The sequence below is a fragment of the Stenotrophomonas sp. Sm6012 genome (genome assembly GCF_030985895.1).
GTDB classification, from domain to species: Bacteria; Pseudomonadota; Gammaproteobacteria; order Xanthomonadales; family Xanthomonadaceae; genus Stenotrophomonas; species Stenotrophomonas forensis.
Genome location: NZ_JAPTFX010000024.1, coordinates 25225 through 41508, shown reverse-complemented (window position 1 = coordinate 41508; position 16284 = coordinate 25225). Strand labels below are relative to the sequence as shown.

Below are 16284 nucleotides of genomic sequence, written 5' to 3'. Positions count from 1 at the left end.
GACCAACGGTCCGCACCCACCACCAACGGTCCGCACCCACCTTCAACGGCCCGCGCCCACTGGGTGATCAGCCCTTGGCCTGGGCGGCGCGCTGCGCGTTGTAGCGCTCGCCGACGATCGACACTTCATCCAGCGCCTGTGCGATGCGCTGCAGTTCCTCCGGCGCCAGTTGCAGTGCGGCCGCGCCCAGGTTTTCGTCCAGGCGGTGGACCTTGGTGGTGCCCGGAATCGGCACGATCCACGGCGCCTGCGCCAGCAGCCAGGCCAGCGCCACCTGCGCCGGTGTGGCGCCACGTGCCGCGGCGATCGTGCTGATGCGATCGACCAGGGCCTGGTTGGCGCGGCGCGCTTCCACCTCGAAACGCGGCACGGTGTTGCGGAAATCGTTGGCGTCGAAGGTGGTGTCGGCGCTGATCGCGCCAGTCAGGAAGCCACGGCCCAGCGGGCTGAACGGCACGAAGCCGATGCCCAGTTCCTGCAGGGTCGGCAGCAGCTCGCGCTCGGGCTCGCGCCACCACAGCGAGTACTCGCTCTGCACGGCAGCAACCGGCTGCACCGCATGCGCGCGGCGCACGGTGGCGGCACTGGCCTCGGACAGCCCGAAGTGACCGACCTTGCCTTCGGCGATCAGGTCACGCACGGTGCCGGCGACATCCTCGATCGGCACGTTCGGATCGACGCGGTGCTGGTAGAACAGGTCGATATGGTCGGTACGCAGGCGCTTGAGGCTGGCCTCGGCCACCGCACGGATGTTCTCCGGGCGGCTGTCCAGGCCGGTGTCGACGCGCGCATCCTTGAAGCCGAACTTGGTGGCGATCACCAGCCTGTCGCGGTACGGCGCCAACGCCTCGCCAAGCAGATCTTCGTTGGTGTACGGGCCGTACACCTCGGCGGTGTCGAAGAAGGTCACGCCGCGTTCAACGGCGGCCTGCAGCAGGGCGATGCCCTGGCTGCGCTCGACCGGCTGGCCATAGCCATGGCTCAGGCCCATGCAGCCCAGGCCCAGGGCGGAAACCTTCAGGCCGCTGCGGCCGAGTTCACGTGTCTGCATCGTCGTGCTCCAGAGGGGGAGCGCTGACGATACGCCTGCACGGCCGAAGGATTGAACCGACGGGATGGCAGTCGGTCATGACTGGAATTCATCAATCCAGCCACAACCGGCGCCGGCCGGGTCACCGGATCTCGGAGATCTCCACGCCATCCAGCCCCTGCGACAGGGTGCGCGCGTCGCCACCCTGGCTGAGCTTGATGCGCAGGCGCACTTCGTTCTGCGAATCGGCGTAGCGCAGCGCGTCCTCGTAGCTGATCTCGCCGGCCTGGTAGAGCTCGAACAGGCTCTGGTCGAAGGTCTTCATGCCCAGCTGGACCGAATCCTTCATCACTTCCTTCAGCTTGTGGATCTCGCCGTCGCGGATGTAGTCCTGCACCAGCGGCGTGCCCAGCAGGATCTCCATCGCCACCTTGCGCGAGCGGCCATCGGGCGAAGGAATCAGCTGCTGCGCGACCACGCCCTTGAGGTTCAGCGACAGGTCCATCAGCAGCTGGTTGCGGCGGTCTTCCGGGAAGAAGTTGACGATGCGGTCCATCGCCTGGTTGGCGTTGTTGGCATGCAGGGTGCACAGCACCAGGTGGCCGGTTTCGGCAAACGCGATGGCGTGGTCCATGCCTTCGCGGGTACGCACCTCGCCGATCATGATCACGTCCGGCGCCTGGCGCAGGGTGTTCTTCAGCGCCGCTTCCCAGCTGTCGGTATCGATGCCGACCTCGCGCTGGGTGATGATGCAGCCCTCGTGCTTGTGCACGAATTCGATCGGGTCTTCGATGGTGATGATGTGGCCGGTCGAGTTCTGGTTGCGGTAACCGATCATCGCTGCCAGCGAGGTCGATTTACCGGTACCGGTGGCACCGACAAACAGGATGATGCCGCGCTTGGTCATCGCCAGCGTCTTGATGATCGGCGGCAGGCTCAGCTCTTCCACGGTTGGAATGCGCGTCTCGATGCGACGCAGCACCATGCCGACCTGGTTGCGCTGGTAGAAGCAGCTGACACGGAAGCGGCCGACACCGGACAGGCCGATGGCGAAGTTGCACTCGTGGGTCTTCTCGAATTCCTCGCGCTGCGCCGGCGTCATCACGTTGAGCACCAGGTCGCGGCTCTGCTGCGGCGTGAGCGGGGTCTGGGTGATCGGCGAGATCTTGCCGTTGACCTTCATCGCCGGCGGCATGCCGGCGGTGATGAACAGGTCCGAGGCGCGCTGGTGCGCCATCAGCTTGAGGAACGAAGTGAAATCGATGGTGGTCGCGGTGGTGTTCACGGCGGGCTCCCAATGGGGCATGTACCAGGAAACGGTCGATGGAGGAAACGGCACGGAACGGCGGCGCCGTGGCGCACGCCGCCCCGTTGCTGCCCCGCCTTACTCGAACAGGCGCTTGTCCTTGGCGTAGTCGCGGGCCTGGTTGCGGGTGATCAGGCTGCGCTTGACCAGGTCCTGCAGGTGCTGGTCCAGGGTCATCATGCCGTACTGCTGGCCGGTCTGGATGGCCGAGTACATCTGCGCGACCTTGTCCTCGCGGATCAGGTTACGGATGGCCGGGGTGCCGACCATGATTTCCCACGCTGCGGTACGACCGCCGCCCACCTTCTTCAGCAGTGCCTGCGAGATCACCGCACGCAGCGACTCGGACAGCATCGAACGCACCATCGGCTTTTCGCCGGCCGGGAACACGTCGATGATGCGGTCGATGGTCTTGGCCGCCGAACTGGTATGCAGGGTGCCGAACACCAGGTGGCCGGTTTCCGCCGCGGTCAGCGCCAGGCGGATGGTTTCCAGGTCGCGCAGTTCGCCCACCAGGATGATGTCCGGGTCCTCACGCAGCGCCGAACGCAGCGCTTCGTTGAAGCCGTGCGTGTCGCGGTGCACTTCGCGCTGGTTGATCAGGCACTTCTGCGAGGTGTGCACGAATTCGATCGGATCCTCGACGGTGAGGATGTGGCCGTATTCGTTCTTGTTGATGTAGTCGATCATCGCCGCCAGCGTGGTCGACTTGCCCGAGCCGGTCGGGCCGGTCACCAGGATCAGGCCCTGCGGCTGCTGGATCACTTCGCGGAACAGCGGCGGGCAGGCCAGGTCTTCCAGGGTCAGCACTTCGGACGGAATGGTACGGAACACCGCACCGGCGCCACGGTTCTGGTTGAACGCATTCACACGGAAGCGCGCCAGCGACGGAATCTCGAAGGAGAAGTCCACTTCGAGGAATTCCTCGTAATCGCGGCGCTGCTTGTCGGACATGATGTCGTACACCAGCGCGTGGACCTGCTTGTGGTCCAGGGCTGGGATGTTGATCCGGCGCACGTCGCCGTCCACGCGGATCATCGGCGGCAGGCCTGCGGACAGGTGCAGGTCGGACGCTTTGTTCTTTACGGAAAACGCCAACAGCTCGGCGATATCCATGAGCGGCTACTCCCCAATAACGGCTTCGACTGGAAGGATCTTTCCCCGGGCGGCAGTATAGCCTCCTGATTCAACGGAACGCGTTACGTGGCCACTCCCCTGCCCCAGATCCTGAGCAACCTGCATGCGGCCGCCGAGGCCGCTGGCAGGCCCGACCCACGCCTGCTGGCGGTGTCCAAGACCCAGCCGGCCGCGGCGGTGGCTGCGCTGGCCGCGCAGGGCCAGCATGCCTTCGGCGAGAACTACGTGCAGGAAGCACTGGCCAAGATGCAGGCGCTGCAGCACCTGGCGCTGGAGTGGCACCTGATCGGCCACCTGCAGTCGAACAAGGCCGATGCCGTGGCCAGCCACTTCGACTGGGTGCAGAGCGTGGACCGGCTCAAGCTGGTGACCGCGCTGGCACGCCATCGCCCTGCAGCGCGCGGGCCGCTGAACGTGCTGATCCAGGTCAACATCGACGACGAATCCAGCAAGCACGGCTGTGCGCCGGACGAGGTCGATACACTCGCTGCCGCGATTGCCGCCGAACCCGGCCTGCGCCTGCGCGGCCTGATGGCGATTCCCGCGCCGTGGCCCGAGGCCGAACGACGCCGCGACGCATTCGTGCGCATGCGCACACTTTTCCAGACGCTGGCGGCCCAGTACGCGCAGGTCGACACCCTGTCGATGGGCATGAGCGGCGACTACGCCGATGCCATCGCCGAGGGCGCCACCCTGGTGCGCATCGGTACCGCCCTGTTCGGCGCGCGTCCGCGCCCGGCCTGACTTTCCAAGGAGACTTCCATGGCAGCTGATTCCATCACCTTCATCGGCGGCGGCAACATGGCCCGCAGCCTGATTGCCGGCCTGATCCGCCAGGGCGTGCCCGCCGCGCACATCCACGTGGCCGAACCGGTGGCCGAGCTGCGCCAGGCGCTGGCCGCCGACTTCGGCGTGCAGGTGCATGACAACGCGGCCGATGCCGCCGCGCAGGGCCGCACCTGGCTGCTGGCGGTGAAGCCGCAGGTACTGCGCGACGTCTGCCAGTCGCTGCAGGCACTGGCACAGGCACAGCGCCCGCTGGTGGTGTCGATCGCCGCAGGCATCACCAGCGCGCAGCTGGAGCGCTGGCTGGGCGGAGATCTGGAAGTCGTGCGTGCAATGCCCAACACCCCCGCCCTGCTCGGTGCCGGCGTGACCGGCTTGTACGCGACGCCATCGGTGGATGCGCAGCAGCACGCGAAGGCCGAACAGGTGCTGGCCAGTGCCGGGCGCACGGTGTGGATCGACAGCGAAACGCTGATGGATTCGGTCACCGCCGTTTCAGGCAGCGGGCCGGCCTATGTGTTCCTGCTGGCCGAAGCGATGGAAGCGGCCGGCATCGCGCAAGGCCTGCCGGCCGATGCCGCGCGTGCGCTGGTGGTGCAGACCCTGCTGGGCGCATCGCGCATGCTGGATGAAGCCGGCGAAAGCCCGGCCGAACTGCGCCGCCGCGTGACTTCGCCGAACGGCACCACCCAGGCGGCGATCGAGAGCTTCCAGGCTGGTGGATTTGAGGCCCTGGTGGACAAGGCGCTGCGCGCCGCGCAGGTGCGCGGGCAGGAATTGTCTGCGGCGAATGATTGATCTCGATGTGTGCCGACCAACGGTCGGCACCCACCGTCATCATCGCCCCAATGTGGCCATGACGAAATCGACGAAGCACTGCAACCGCGGGCGCGGCCGACGGTCGGGCAGGTAGATCAGGTGCATCGGCCGCGGTTCGGGCAGATAGTCGCGCAGCAGCGGCTTCAACCGCCCTGCCGCGATTTCACCCGCCAGCAGTGCCGTCGGCTGCAGCACCAGCCCCGCGCCGGCCACTGCGGCTTCGCGCAGTGCAACGCCATCATTGCAGGTCAACCGCGCTTCCCAATCCACCTGTTCGCCGTTGGCCAGCTGCCAGCCATGGCCACCACGCCAGGCCAGATGGCTCAGGCAGTCATGCCCTTGCAGATCCGCCGGCGTACGCGGCGTGCCGCGCCGGCGCAGGTACGACGGCGCCGCGCACAGGCTCATCGCATACGGCGGCAACGGCCGTGCCACCACCTCCTGCGACGGCAGCGGCCCGACCCGGATCGCCACGTCGAATCCATCCTCGATCAGGTCCACGCGGCGGTTGCTCAGGTCCAGCTCGATGTTCAACTGCGGCTGTGCCCGCAGCAGGGCAGCCAGTTGCGGGGCCAGCACGCAGCTGCCCCAGGTGCTCGGCGCGCTGACCCGCAGCAGGCCACGCGGCTGCACCTGCAGGCCGGCCACATCGGCTTCGGCCTGCTGCACCTGTTCCAGCACCTGCCGGCACCCGGCCAGGTAGGCGCTGCCGGCTTCGGTCAGGCGCTGGCGGCGGGTGTTCCGTTGCAGCAGCGCAGTGCCCAGGTGCACCTCCAGCTGCTGGACGTACTTGCCGACCATCACCGCCGATACCTGCAACTGTTCAGCGGCGCCGGCAAAGCTGCCGCGCTCGGCCACGGCGACGAAGGCCTGCATGCAGCGAAGCGTATCCATTACTAACCCCAGGTTAGGAATCTGCGAAGCATACGCCACTTACTTAACCGTGCCGTGAGCGCGCAGACTGCGCTCATTCGCCCACTCGCAAGGAACGGCCATGAAGATCCTCCTCGTCGGTGCCAGCGGCACCCTCGGCCAGGCGGTCGCCCGCCAGCTCGGCCAGCAGCACCAGATCCTCGCCGCCGGCCGCCACAGCGGCGAACTGCGGGTCGACCTGACCGACGACGCCAGCGTTGCCGAACTGTTCGCCCGCACCGGCCCGGTCGATGCGGTGATCTCCACCGCCGGCAAGCTGCACTTCGGCCCACTGCAGGAGATGACACCCGAGCAGTTCAACATCGGCCTGCAGGACAAGCTGCTGGGCCAGGTGCGGTTGGCCCTGGCCGCGCAGCACCATCTGAACGCCGGTGGTTCGATCACCCTGACCAGCGGCATCGTCAGCGCCCAGCCGATCCGCGATGGTGCCAACGCCACCTCGGTGAACGCCGCGCTGGAAGGCTTCGTGCGCGCGGCGGCGCTGGAGCTGCTGCCGCGCGGCCTGCGCATCAACGTGGTCAGCCCGAACGTACTGATCGAATCGATGGCGGCCTATGGCCCCTACTTCCCCGGCTTCGAAGCGGTGAGCTCACAGCGCGCGGCGCTGGCCTTCCAGCGCGCGGTGGAAGGCATCCAGAGTGGCGAAACGATCACCGTCTGGTAACACGCGTGCCGACCAAGGTCGGCACCTACTCCGTTCCGTTTTTCATTCCCAGCGCATCGGGCCGTCGCCGCGTTCGCCGAGGATGTCTTCCGGGTTGGCCAGGCGGCAGCGCTTCAGCGACAGGCAGCCGCAGCCGATGCAGCCGGTCAGTTCATCGCGCAGCAGCTGCAGCATGTGGATGCGCGCTTCCAGCTCGGTGCGCCAGCGCGCGGACAGCTTGGCCCAGTCGGCCTTGGTCGGCGCACGCCCCTCGGGCAGGCTCTCGAAGGCACGGCCCACCGCTTCCAGTGGCATGCCCACGCGCTGTGCCACGCGGATCACCGCCAGCCGGCGCAGCACGTCACGGCTGTAGCGGCGCTGGTTGCCGGAGGTGCGCAGGCTGCTGATCAGCCCCTTGCGCTCGTAGAAGTGCAGCGCGGAAACCGCTACGCCACTGCGCTGGGAGACTTCGCCAACGCTCAGTTCCTGGGACGCCATCACTTGACCTCAACTATGGTTGAGGTGTCATGCTGCTATCTTCGCCGCCGGTTGACAAGCGCGGCCCGCAGCCCATCTGTATGACTAGCATGCTCTCCCCCGCCGATACCCCTGTGCCGGCCGATACTTCGATCCTGTCCGCCCGCTACCGCGCCACCACCATCGGCATGGTCGCGCTGGTCGCGCTGCACGCCTTCGAAGCACTGGCCGTGGCCGCCGCGATGCCCACCGTGGCCGAAGCGCTCGATGGCCTGCGCCTGTATGCGCTGGCGTTCGGCGGCACCCTCGCCACCAGTGTGATCGGCATGACCCTGGCCGGGCGCTGGGCCGATCGCCACGGTCCGGCGCGACCGCTATGGTACGGCCTGGCCTGTTTCGTACTGGGCCTGCTGCTGGCCGGCTTTGCAATGCGCATGGGCATGCTGGTCGCCGGGCGCCTGCTGCAGGGGCTGGGTGCAGGCGCGATTTCGGTTTCGCTGTATGTGATCGTCGGCCGCAGCTACCCCGAGCACCTTCGGCCGAAAGTGTTTGCGGCCTTCTCCGCAGGTTGGGTGGTGCCGTCGATGATCGGCCCGGCGTTGAGCGGCCTGATCGTGCAGCATCTGGGCTGGCGTTGGGTGTTCCTGGCGGTGCCGCTGCTGGCGGTTCCCGCTGCCCTGCTGCTGCGCCCGGCACTGGCGCGCATGCAGCCTACCTCGGTCGGCGACAGCGACGATGGACGCGGCAATGTGGTGCGCTGGGCCAGCGGGGCCTCGCTGGCTGCGCTGCTGTTGTACTTCGGCGGCCAGCAGCAGGGCCTGCCGGCGCTGCTCTGCATCGGCGCTGCGATGCTGGCGCTGCTGTTCTGCGTGCACCGCCTGCTTCCGACCGGAACGCTGGTGCTGCGCCGTGGCCTGCCCAGTGTGATCGCGCTGCGTGGCGTCGCCGCTGCGGCCTTCTTTGCCTGCGAGGCCTATCTGCCGCTGCTGCTGCAACGCGAGCGCGGGCTCTCGCCGAGCTGGGCCGGTGCGGTGCTCAGCCTCGGCGCGCTGGGCTGGTTTGCCGGCTCTTGGCTGCAGGGCCACCAGCAGCGCGGCTGGTCACGCCAGCAGCTGCTGCGCGTGGGCACGGCGATGATGACGGTCGGCATCGTCGCCACGCTGGCGGTGCTGTTCAACCCCGTGCCACTGCCGGTGGCGCTGGTCGGCTGGGCGGTGACCGGCTTCGGCATGGGCATGATCTACGCCAGCCTGTCGGTGCTGACGCTTTCGCTGTCGGCGCCGCATGAGCAGGGCGCCAACACGTCGGCCCTGCAGCTGAGCGAGGCGTTGTCGGTGACCACCGCGCTGGCGGTGTCCGGTGCACTGTTCGCGCTGTTCGTGGAAACCGCGCCGCACACCGGTTATGTGCTGTGCCTGGCGATCACCTGCGGCCTGGCGGTGCTGGCGACGGTGATCGCACGGCGGGTGTAGGGCGGCAGCGCTCGGTAGTGCCGGCCGCTGGCCCGCAGCTTTCACGCAAACAGGAATACCGTGGTGATGCCGGCCAGCAGCCGGCACTACCGGCTACCGGTGCCCACGTCGTCGATGTCCCGGTGCAGGATGCGCCGTACTTCCAGCACCGCCTGCGGGGTCTCCTGCACGCTGTGGCCGGAGATGATCACCTTCTCCGACAGTGCGCCCGGCAGGTGTGCGCTCCAGTACGGCACCAGCCCGTCATCGGACTTCTCCACCGGCAGTTCCGGTTTGCGCTGGGCGATGATCGAGTGGTACTTCAAGCCGGTCTCGATCGGCAGCTGCGCGGCCGCCTTCACGAATGGATCGCTGGCCTTGAGGTTGTCGATGCTGTTGGGAATCTTCGGCTTGGCGGTGCCGTCGACCTGCTGCTCGGCCTGTGCCAGCGCCATGAACACATCCTCGAACTTGCCGAGAATCGTCAGCGGCAGGCGCACCAGCCGGCCGATCAGGCGCCCGACCTTGTTGCCGGCGATATCGGTGCCCTGGTGCGGTGCGGCGATGAAGATCGCACGCTCCACGTTCGGCTGCGCCTTGAAGTGCAGCAGCGGCCCCAGCTTGGCCTGCACGCGCTTCAGGCGCTCGCCCTTCAGGTCGTAGTTGGCCAGCAGGTCATTCCACAGCACATCGCCGGAATCACTGACCAGCAGGCGGGCCAGCACGCCGCCCATGCTGTGCCCGATGTAGACCATGTCCTTCGATGCCCGCGTGCTGCCATCGGGGTCGAAGTGCTTCAGCGTGTCATTGAACGCATTGGCGATCTCATAGCGGTTCAGCGCGATCGGCGCATTGGTCGGGTAATAGACCTGCCACACCTGGAACTGCTGGCGCAGCTCGGGGTCGCCCATGATCTCGTTGGCCAGGTTCACCCAGGCCTCCGGGCTGCTGGCCAGGCCATGCAGCATGAAGATGATGCGGCGGTTCGGGTCCCACGGCTGCATCAGGTAGATGTGCGGCTCACCGATGCCCTCGCTCATGCCGAACAGGGTGCGTAGCGACTGCCGGGCAAAGCCGCTCTGCGCCAGCCACAGGCCATAGGCGGCAGTGAAATTACCGGCCAACGGCACCTGCTCGCCGTGCAGGCTGATGCGCTCGGTGGCTTCCGGCGAGTAGGCATCCAGCTCGACCCGGCGCGTGCGCATCACGTCGTCCAGGCTGCTGCCCTCGAAGCGCAGCAGCGCGGTGACGTTGATCGAGGACATTTCGCTGAACTCGGGCACCGAATCGTCATGGCGATGGCGGCGGCCACGGTGCGCATCGTCTTCGTCGTCCTGCGTCGTCTCGGCCTTCGGGCCATCCGGCGCGATCACCGGCGCGACCAGCTTCGGCGGGTCCATCACCATCACCAGTTCGGCACCGAAGCCATCGCGGCGATAGGTGCTGCGCAGGCCGACGAAGCTGACCGTTCCGGCCGGCACCAGCTGCGCGGGAATGCTCTTCAGGGCCAGCTGCTGGTAGTTGGAGGCCAGTGACCAGCTGCCGACCGAGATCGGCTTCGTGTAGTCCTCACCGGCCAGCGCAGACGCACGCGCGCGCACGAACAGCACCACCGCCGCCTTCTCGGCTGCGTAGTTGTAGTAGTCGCGCACCTGCGTCTGCCGGTCCTCGAAGGCGCGGTCAGACGGCGAACGGCCGCTGTAGAACAGGTACGCATAGGCGTAACGCGCCGCTTCCAGCCAGGCGTCCAGCGCGGCATCGCTCATCGGCGGATCGCCGGCCGCAGTCTTCTTCGGGGTCAGCGCCAGTGCCGCCTTCACCCACAGTTCGGACAGCGCCGACAGCCGCTGTTCGACGTTGAGGTCATCGGTCATCAGCAGCGTGCTGCGGCAGACCAGGAAGTCCTTTTCGCACTGCGATTCGTCCAGGCCTGCCGCGCTGAGCGTCTCGCGCGCGGCCGGGCTGAGCTTGCCGGTGTTGAGCACGTCGGCGCGCTTGTTGACCAGCGAATCACTGGACGTGACCTGCTTGACGGTAACCATCGCGCAGCCGCTGCTGCCCAGCAGCAGGAAGGCGGCGAACAACACCGGCAGCAGGCGCTGCCAGCGGGTCGGGGGGCGTTGGGTCATTACTGCGGATCCTGCTCGGTGCCGGGCACGCCCTGGCGGATTACGGTGGAGAATTGCGCGCCGTCACCCAGGTCCAGCGCACGCTGGGTGATGCGGCCCTTGTCATGCAGCTCGGCGTACGGCACGCCCGGGGTGAGCGCGCCGACCTCCTGCGCGTACTCGGCCAGATAGCCCGACAGCAGCAGGCGATAATCCAGCGGCAGGCGCGGTGCGATGTGGCGGGCCAGGTCGAAGACGATGGTGGTGCAGTTGCTGGTCAGCGTGTTGTAGAAGCCCGGCTTCGCATCCAGTTCGCGCGCCTGCTCGATGTAGGCGGCGAACAGTTCCTTCAGCTGCGTGCGGTCCATGCCGTGCAGGCGGTACAGGTAGACATCCTCGCCCCGCGCATTGGTGCGGGTGCGGATGATGTCGGTCTCCTCGGAGGCCACCAGGGTCATCTCGAACTTGCGGAAGAAGCCGCCCAGCGCCGAGAACGATTCACCCCGTTCCTTGCGGATCTCCAGCGAGAACACCACGTGGCGGCCATCGTCGAAGCCGAACGAGATCAGCGTGTGGGCGATTGCCGGGCCCATCCAGTACGACAGCACCAGATCGGCCGAACGCAGCTGGTCCAGGTCGTACTCGCGGCGCACCCAGCGCGCGTCATAGTCGGTTTCACTGCGCCAGGTGAAATCACGCACGTTGTCGAGCACCACGCGACGCCCGTCGAAGGAAACCACATGCAGGCGCTGGGCCACGTCATCGGCCCACACGCGGTCCTGGCGCGGCGTCAGCAGCAGCCACCACAGCGCGGCCAGCGCCAGTGCCGCGCCGAACGCCAGGCCCAGCCGGCGGTTGCCTCGGCCGCGTGCGACCCGCCACGATGCCCACAGCGCAACCAGCAGCCACAGCACGGCCACCGTCGTGGCCAGCGCACCCGGCCCCGGCAGCTGGTAGGCCAGCAGCCCGGTCACCCACAGCGCCGCCAGCGCCATGGCACTTCCTGTCATCCAACGTCCTGCGGTGTTCACTGGCATCCTGGGGCGGTGTTCAAGCCGCATAGTTAGCCACAAGCCGGTTCAGCGTGGCATCTACGGCCCGTTCAGCCAGGCCGGCGCACCGTCGTCGGCGGCGCCCGAAGCCAGGTTCACCTCACAGGAGCAATGATGGGCATCACATCCGTGGCCGGCGTTCCGGTCCAACCCCGGCACCGCGCAACCTGCCACTGCGGCACGGTCGAACTGCTGCTGGATCTGCCGGACGGCATCGTCGACCCACGCCGCTGTGACTGCTCGATGTGCCGGCGCCGTGGCGCCATCGCCGCCAGCGTGACCCGTGCGGGCCTGCAGGTGGTGCGCGGGCAGAACCACCTGCGGCTGTACCAGTTCAACACGCATGTGGCCGAGCATTACTTCTGCGGTGTGTGCGGCATCTACACCCACCACCGGCGTCGTTCCAATCCCGAGCAGTACGGCTACAACGTGGCCTGCCTGGAGGGCATCGATCCGTTCGCGCTGGGCGTGATTCCGGTCAACGATGGCGTCAATCACCCGGCCGACCGCATCGCCTAGTGCCGCGTGCGTCGCAGCGGTGCCGCCACTTTCTGCCAGGGTGCCATGCCACTGCGACCGGCGCGTGCGGGGCGTTTCAGCCAAGGCCGGCGGGGCGCAGCCTGCGGCTCGGCAGCGACCGGGGGAGGAAGGGGCCTGCGGCCAGGCCAGAGATGGTCGAGCAGCCACATGGCGGGTCTCCGTGGGGGACGGGGACAACCGAGACTAGGCGCTGGCCGGCATAGGGGGCGTGAGGCGGCGAAGTCTCGACGATGACAAGACATTGAGAATCATTTGCAACAACGGAGTGCAATCCCGATAATCCGCGGCGATCTTCCGTGGACCGACCGCCATGCCCGCCCGCCGCACGCTGCTCTCGCTTGCCCTCGCCCTGCCCGGCAGCCTCGTTGCACACGCCGCACTGGCCGACGACGCGCCGACTCCCCGCACCCTGGACCGCGTCAGCGTGGTGGCCGAGCGTGCCAGTACCGCGACCAAGACCGACACCGCCCTGACCCAGACGCCACAGGCGATCAGCGTGGTCACCCAGCAGCTGTTCACCGATCGCGGCGCGCACAACCTGCAGGAAGTGCTGCGCTACAGCGCCGGCGTCACCGCCGACGCGTGGGGCCTGGATACCCGCAACGATGCCACCTCGGTACGCGGCCTGGATCCGGTGCAGTACCAGGATGGCCTCCGCCGCAGTTACGGGTTCAGTCCGTTGGCGCGGCCGGAAATCTATGGCCTGGAGCGTGTGGAAGTGCTGCGCGGTCCTTCGTCGGTGCTGTACGGCGCAGGCGCCACCGGCGGCATCATCAATGCGATGAGCAAGCGCCCGACGTTCGGCAACGTGGCGGGCGAGGTAGGCGTGCAGCTTGGCAGCTTCGACCGCAGGCAGCTTCAGGGCGACATCGGCGGTGCGTTGAACGATGCCGGCACGGTTGCCGGGCGCTTCGTCGGCCTGGTGCGTGAGTCGAACATGCAGACCGATACGCTCAAGGACGACCGTGTCTACCTTGCGCCTTCGATCAGCTGGCGCGGCGAACGCAGCACCTTCAGCCTGCTGGCCAGCTACCAGCACGACAGGACCGGCTCCAGCCAGCAGTTCCTGCCGTTGGCAGCGACGCTGCTGGCCCCCCCCGGGCGCCGCCTCGATCCCTCCACGTTCATCGGCGACCCTGACTTCGACCGCATCGACTCCCGCGTCTACAGCCTCACCGCACTGTTCGACCACCGCTTCAACGACGTGCTCAGCCTGCGCTCGGCCGTGCGCTACATCGACGGCAAGACCACGTTGCAGCAGATGTACGTGGACAGCTACAGCAACCCGGCCGATCCCTTCATCGATGCCGGACGTCGCGTGGTCAACCGCACCGCCTACGGCACCCGCCCCGACGTGCAGATCTTCAGTGCCGACAACGCCCTGCAGTTCGACTTCGCCACGGGTGCCTTCCAGCACCTGCTGCTGGCCGGCGTCGACTACAGCCAGTACCGGGAGCAGCTGCAGCGCCTGGATGCCACCGGCACGCCGATCGACATCTACGCCCCGGTGTCGGTGGCACCGACGGTGCGTGGCTGGGAGCGCCAGCCGGACCAGACCTCCACCCAGCTCGGCCTCTACCTGCAGGATCAGATCCGCTGGGCCGACCGCGTTTCACTGGTGCTGGGCGCACGACGCGACCATGCACGCTCGAAGACCGACGGCCAGCCCAGCCAGACCGACAACGCCACCACCTATCGCGCCGGCCTGATCGGCGAACTGGGCGCCGGGGTATCGCCCTACCTGAGCTACAGCGAATCGTTCCTGCCCGTTGCCGGCCAGGACCTGTTCGGCCAGGCCTTCAAGCCGATGCGCGGCCGCCAGACCGAGGCCGGCATCAAGTGGCAACCCGCGCGCAACCTGCTGCTGACGATGGCCGCGTACCGCATCACCGAAACCAACCGGCAGACCAACGACCCGGACAACGTGCTGAACGTGGTGCAGACCGGGCAGATCCGCTCCAGGGGTGTGGAGCTGGAGGGCCAGTTCCAGTTCGCCAACGAGCTGACGATCACCGCCGCCGTTGCGCGCAACGAGGCCGAAGTCAGCCGCAGCAACTTCGCGCTGGAAGTGGGCCAACGCCTCAACGACACCCCGCAGGACCTGGCCTCGGCCTGGGTCTCGAAGGGTTTCCCGCTGGAAGATGGCGCACGCCTGCGCCTGGGCCTGGGCGTGCGCCATGTCGGCAATACCGTGTCGCTGGGCAATGGCGGGCGCATCATCACTCCCAGCTACACGCTGGCCGATGCCCTGGTGGAAGTGCAGGTGACCGACTGGACGATGGCGCTGAACATCACCAACCTCACCGACAAGCGCTATTACGCACCGTGCCGCACCTTCGGTGACTGCTTCGCCGGCTACCCGCGGGTGGTCACCGGCACCATCACCTATCGGTTCTGATCACGGCCAACGCTGGCCGCCGCAGCAGTACGTGCAGCAGCGCGGCACAGGCGGCGGTCAGCAGCGCCAGCATCCGCAGCAGTATCGCCAGCGCTTCGGCACTGGCCTGCTGCAGGTGTGCGCCGCGCATCGCCGGAAGCAGCGCCTGCGCCTGTGCATGCGCACCGGTCGCCAGATACGCCCCGGCCCTGGCCAGCGACGCGGGTGACGCGCCCTGCAGCCGCTGGCCGATCAGCAGCGCAAGCAACGCGGTCACTGCGGCCAATGCGATGCCTTCGCCGGCTACGCGCACCGTTCCGAAGATGCCGGCGGCCATCCCCGCACGCTGCACCGGCACCACGCTGACCGACAGCCCATCCATCAGGCCCCACGGCAAGGCCGTTCCGGCACCGATCAGCATCAGCAACGGCACCCACTGCGAGGGCGACGGGTGCGACGCGTGGCGCGACAGCAGGTACAGGCCGGTGGCGCAGACCAGCAGGCCCAGCGTGCACAACCGCGCACTTCCGATACGCTCGGCCCAGCGCGCGGCCAGCATCGGCAGTACCAGCATCGGCGCGGACAGGGCCAGCATCTGCAATCCGACCGCGGTCGCGCTTTGCCCATGCACGCCCAGCAACTGCAGCGGCAGTACCACCAGCAGCACCACGTAGCCGAAGCAGGTGGCCACCGGCAGCAGCTGGACACCGAGGAACGCCGGCTGCGAGAACAATGAGAGGTCCAGCAGCGGTGAGTGGTGCACCCGTTCGATGCAGACGAACACCCCGCCCAACAGCAGCGTCGCCAGCAGCGCCAGCTGCACGCGCAGGGCATGCAGCCCGAATTCGCCCAGCCACAGGAGGGCCAGGGTCAGCGCCGCCAGCATCAGGCTGAAGCCGAGCATGCCGCCGAGGTCCAGGTGTCCGCGCTCGCCGTGGCTTTCAGGCAACACGCGCGCGCCCAGCACGAAGGCCGCCAACGCCAGCACCCCCCCGGCGGCGAACACGCTGCGCCACCCCAGTGCCTGCAGCAGAAGGCCGGCAAGCAGCGGCCCCAGTGCCAACCCTGCACCGAATGTCGTGCCCAGCAGAGCGAAGACGCGGGCACGTGCCGGTCCCTGCCAGGCCTGCGCCAATGCAGCGGTGCCGGACGCCAGCGCTGCTGCGGCGGCAACGCCCTGCAGCCCGCGCGCCAGATCCAGCCACAGCAGCGTGGGCGCAAGGCAGACCACGGCTGTGGCGGCGCTGAAGCCCGCCGTACCCAGCAGGAACAGCCGCCGCCGGCCATAGCGGTCGGCCAGGCCGCCGGCGGCGAGCAATAGGCTGCCGAAGGTGAGCATGAACGCATTGGTCACCCAGGCCAGCGCAGTGGGTGAGGCCGCCGCGGAACGGGCCAGCACCGGCACCGCGACCGCGCCGGCCGAGAAGGACAACGGCAACGCCAGCGCGGCCAGGCAGACGGCAAGCAGCGTCCAGCGCTGCTGCGCACGGACAGGCAAGGGGAGCATCGAAACCGGGGCCATGCGGGCCTCCATCCATCAGGGGCATTGATGATGGACAGGCCGTTATTGATGAAAAACTGGCTCGATGGACGTTGATTGCGGCCTAATGTTCCGTAATCATGCC

Annotated in this window: 14 protein-coding genes; 6 read left to right on the top strand and 8 right to left on the bottom strand. The window is 67.7% G+C overall.

Annotated features, from left to right (window positions below):
- Positions 1-67 precede the first annotated feature (67 nt).
- The 3 genes from O0J73_RS06890 to O0J73_RS06880 form a co-directional block, all read right to left on the bottom strand.
- Entirely contained in the window at positions 68-1051 is a 984-nt protein-coding gene (locus O0J73_RS06890; protein WP_006422553.1) for an aldo/keto reductase, read from the bottom strand.
- A 121-nt stretch (positions 1052-1172) separates the two neighbouring features.
- Positions 1173-2336: a PilT/PilU family type 4a pilus ATPase gene (locus tag O0J73_RS06885; protein WP_049434422.1), complete on the bottom strand. Its 1164-nt coding sequence runs from the start codon at positions 2334-2336 to the stop codon at positions 1173-1175.
- A gap of 78 nt (positions 2337-2414) precedes the next feature.
- Positions 2415-3452, bottom strand: a complete 1038-nt coding sequence (locus O0J73_RS06880) for a type IV pilus twitching motility protein PilT (RefSeq protein WP_006422551.1) — start codon at positions 3450-3452, stop codon at positions 2415-2417.
- 87 nt (positions 3453-3539) lie between these two features.
- Here O0J73_RS06880 and O0J73_RS06875 point away from each other — a divergent pair, with 87 nt between their 5' ends.
- On the top strand, positions 3540-4217 hold the full coding sequence (locus O0J73_RS06875; RefSeq protein ID WP_308308310.1) for a YggS family pyridoxal phosphate-dependent enzyme: 678 nt from the start codon (positions 3540-3542) through the stop codon (positions 4215-4217).
- 18 nt (positions 4218-4235) lie between these two features.
- On the top strand, positions 4236-5057 hold the full coding sequence (proC, locus tag O0J73_RS06870) for a pyrroline-5-carboxylate reductase (protein WP_308308309.1): 822 nt from the start codon (positions 4236-4238) through the stop codon (positions 5055-5057).
- 39 nt (positions 5058-5096) lie between these two features.
- On the opposite strand, the gene O0J73_RS06865 is transcribed toward proC, so the two are convergent.
- Positions 5097-5972: a LysR family transcriptional regulator gene (locus tag O0J73_RS06865; protein WP_308308308.1), complete on the bottom strand. Its 876-nt coding sequence runs from the start codon at positions 5970-5972 to the stop codon at positions 5097-5099.
- A gap of 100 nt (positions 5973-6072) precedes the next feature.
- Between O0J73_RS06865 and O0J73_RS06860 the strand changes: the two genes are divergently transcribed.
- Entirely contained in the window at positions 6073-6675 is a 603-nt protein-coding gene (locus O0J73_RS06860) for a short chain dehydrogenase (protein ID WP_308308307.1), read from the top strand.
- 42 nt (positions 6676-6717) lie between these two features.
- Here the strand turns inward: O0J73_RS06860 and soxR are convergent, their stop codons facing one another.
- Positions 6718-7152, bottom strand: a complete 435-nt coding sequence (soxR, locus tag O0J73_RS06855; protein WP_008267329.1) for a redox-sensitive transcriptional activator SoxR — start codon at positions 7150-7152, stop codon at positions 6718-6720.
- 29 nt (positions 7153-7181) lie between these two features.
- Between soxR and O0J73_RS06850 the strand changes: the two genes are divergently transcribed.
- Positions 7182-8603 (top strand): MFS transporter, encoded by a 1422-nt coding sequence (locus tag O0J73_RS06850; protein WP_308308306.1) that lies wholly within the window; start codon positions 7182-7184, stop codon positions 8601-8603.
- A gap of 86 nt (positions 8604-8689) precedes the next feature.
- On the opposite strand, the gene O0J73_RS06845 is transcribed toward O0J73_RS06850, so the two are convergent.
- A complete protein-coding gene (locus O0J73_RS06845) occupies positions 8690-10711 on the bottom strand; it encodes an alpha/beta hydrolase (RefSeq protein ID WP_006422394.1) in 2022 nt (673 codons plus the stop codon).
- The gene (locus tag O0J73_RS06840; RefSeq protein WP_308308311.1) at positions 10711-11685 is read right to left on the bottom strand and encodes a DUF4105 domain-containing protein; all 975 of its coding nucleotides are present in this window, start codon (positions 11683-11685) and stop codon (positions 10711-10713) included. The genes O0J73_RS06845 and O0J73_RS06840 overlap by 1 nt, the downstream gene beginning before the upstream one ends.
- Positions 11686-11856: 171 nt before the next feature.
- On the opposite strand from O0J73_RS06840, the gene O0J73_RS06835 reads away from it, so the two are divergent.
- Complete coding sequence (locus tag O0J73_RS06835) at positions 11857-12261, top strand: GFA family protein (RefSeq protein WP_308308304.1); 405 nt, start codon at positions 11857-11859, stop codon at positions 12259-12261.
- A 331-nt stretch (positions 12262-12592) separates the two neighbouring features.
- Positions 12593-14680, top strand: coding sequence for a TonB-dependent siderophore receptor (locus O0J73_RS06830; protein ID WP_004154700.1), 2088 nt, complete (start codon positions 12593-12595; stop codon positions 14678-14680).
- On the opposite strand, the gene O0J73_RS06825 is transcribed toward O0J73_RS06830, so the two are convergent.
- Positions 14664-16181 carry an MFS transporter gene (locus O0J73_RS06825; protein WP_308308303.1) on the bottom strand — a complete coding sequence of 506 codons (1518 nt, stop codon included), beginning with the start codon at positions 16179-16181 and terminating at the stop codon, positions 14664-14666. The genes O0J73_RS06830 and O0J73_RS06825 overlap by 17 nt on opposite strands.
- Between the last annotated feature and the right edge of the window lie 103 nt (positions 16182-16284).

What these genes read in the sequence shown, in the direction of transcription:
- O0J73_RS06880 (WP_006422551.1), bottom strand. Translation starts at nt 3,452, where the DNA reads ATGGATATCGCCGAGCTGTTGGCGTTTTCCGTAAAGAACAAAGCGTCC.
- O0J73_RS06830 (WP_004154700.1), top strand. Translation starts at nt 12,593, where the DNA reads ATGCCCGCCCGCCGCACGCTGCTCTCGCTTGCCCTCGCCCTGCCCGGC.
- soxR (WP_008267329.1), bottom strand. Translation starts at nt 7,152, where the DNA reads ATGGCGTCCCAGGAACTGAGCGTTGGCGAAGTCTCCCAGCGCAGTGGC.
- O0J73_RS06890 (WP_006422553.1), bottom strand. Translation starts at nt 1,051, where the DNA reads ATGCAGACACGTGAACTCGGCCGCAGCGGCCTGAAGGTTTCCGCCCTG.
- O0J73_RS06860 (WP_308308307.1), top strand. Translation starts at nt 6,073, where the DNA reads ATGAAGATCCTCCTCGTCGGTGCCAGCGGCACCCTCGGCCAGGCGGTC.
- proC (WP_308308309.1), top strand. Translation starts at nt 4,236, where the DNA reads ATGGCAGCTGATTCCATCACCTTCATCGGCGGCGGCAACATGGCCCGC.
- O0J73_RS06835 (WP_308308304.1), top strand. Translation starts at nt 11,857, where the DNA reads ATGGGCATCACATCCGTGGCCGGCGTTCCGGTCCAACCCCGGCACCGC.
- O0J73_RS06845 (WP_006422394.1), bottom strand. Translation starts at nt 10,711, where the DNA reads ATGACCCAACGCCCCCCGACCCGCTGGCAGCGCCTGCTGCCGGTGTTG.
- O0J73_RS06825 (WP_308308303.1), bottom strand. Translation starts at nt 16,181, where the DNA reads ATGGCCCCGGTTTCGATGCTCCCCTTGCCTGTCCGTGCGCAGCAGCGC.
- O0J73_RS06850 (WP_308308306.1), top strand. Translation starts at nt 7,182, where the DNA reads ATGCTGCTATCTTCGCCGCCGGTTGACAAGCGCGGCCCGCAGCCCATC.
- O0J73_RS06840 (WP_308308311.1), bottom strand. Translation starts at nt 11,685, where the DNA reads ATGGCGCTGGCGGCGCTGTGGGTGACCGGGCTGCTGGCCTACCAGCTG.
- O0J73_RS06865 (WP_308308308.1), bottom strand. Translation starts at nt 5,972, where the DNA reads ATGGATACGCTTCGCTGCATGCAGGCCTTCGTCGCCGTGGCCGAGCGC.
- O0J73_RS06885 (WP_049434422.1), bottom strand. Translation starts at nt 2,336, where the DNA reads ATGCCCCATTGGGAGCCCGCCGTGAACACCACCGCGACCACCATCGAT.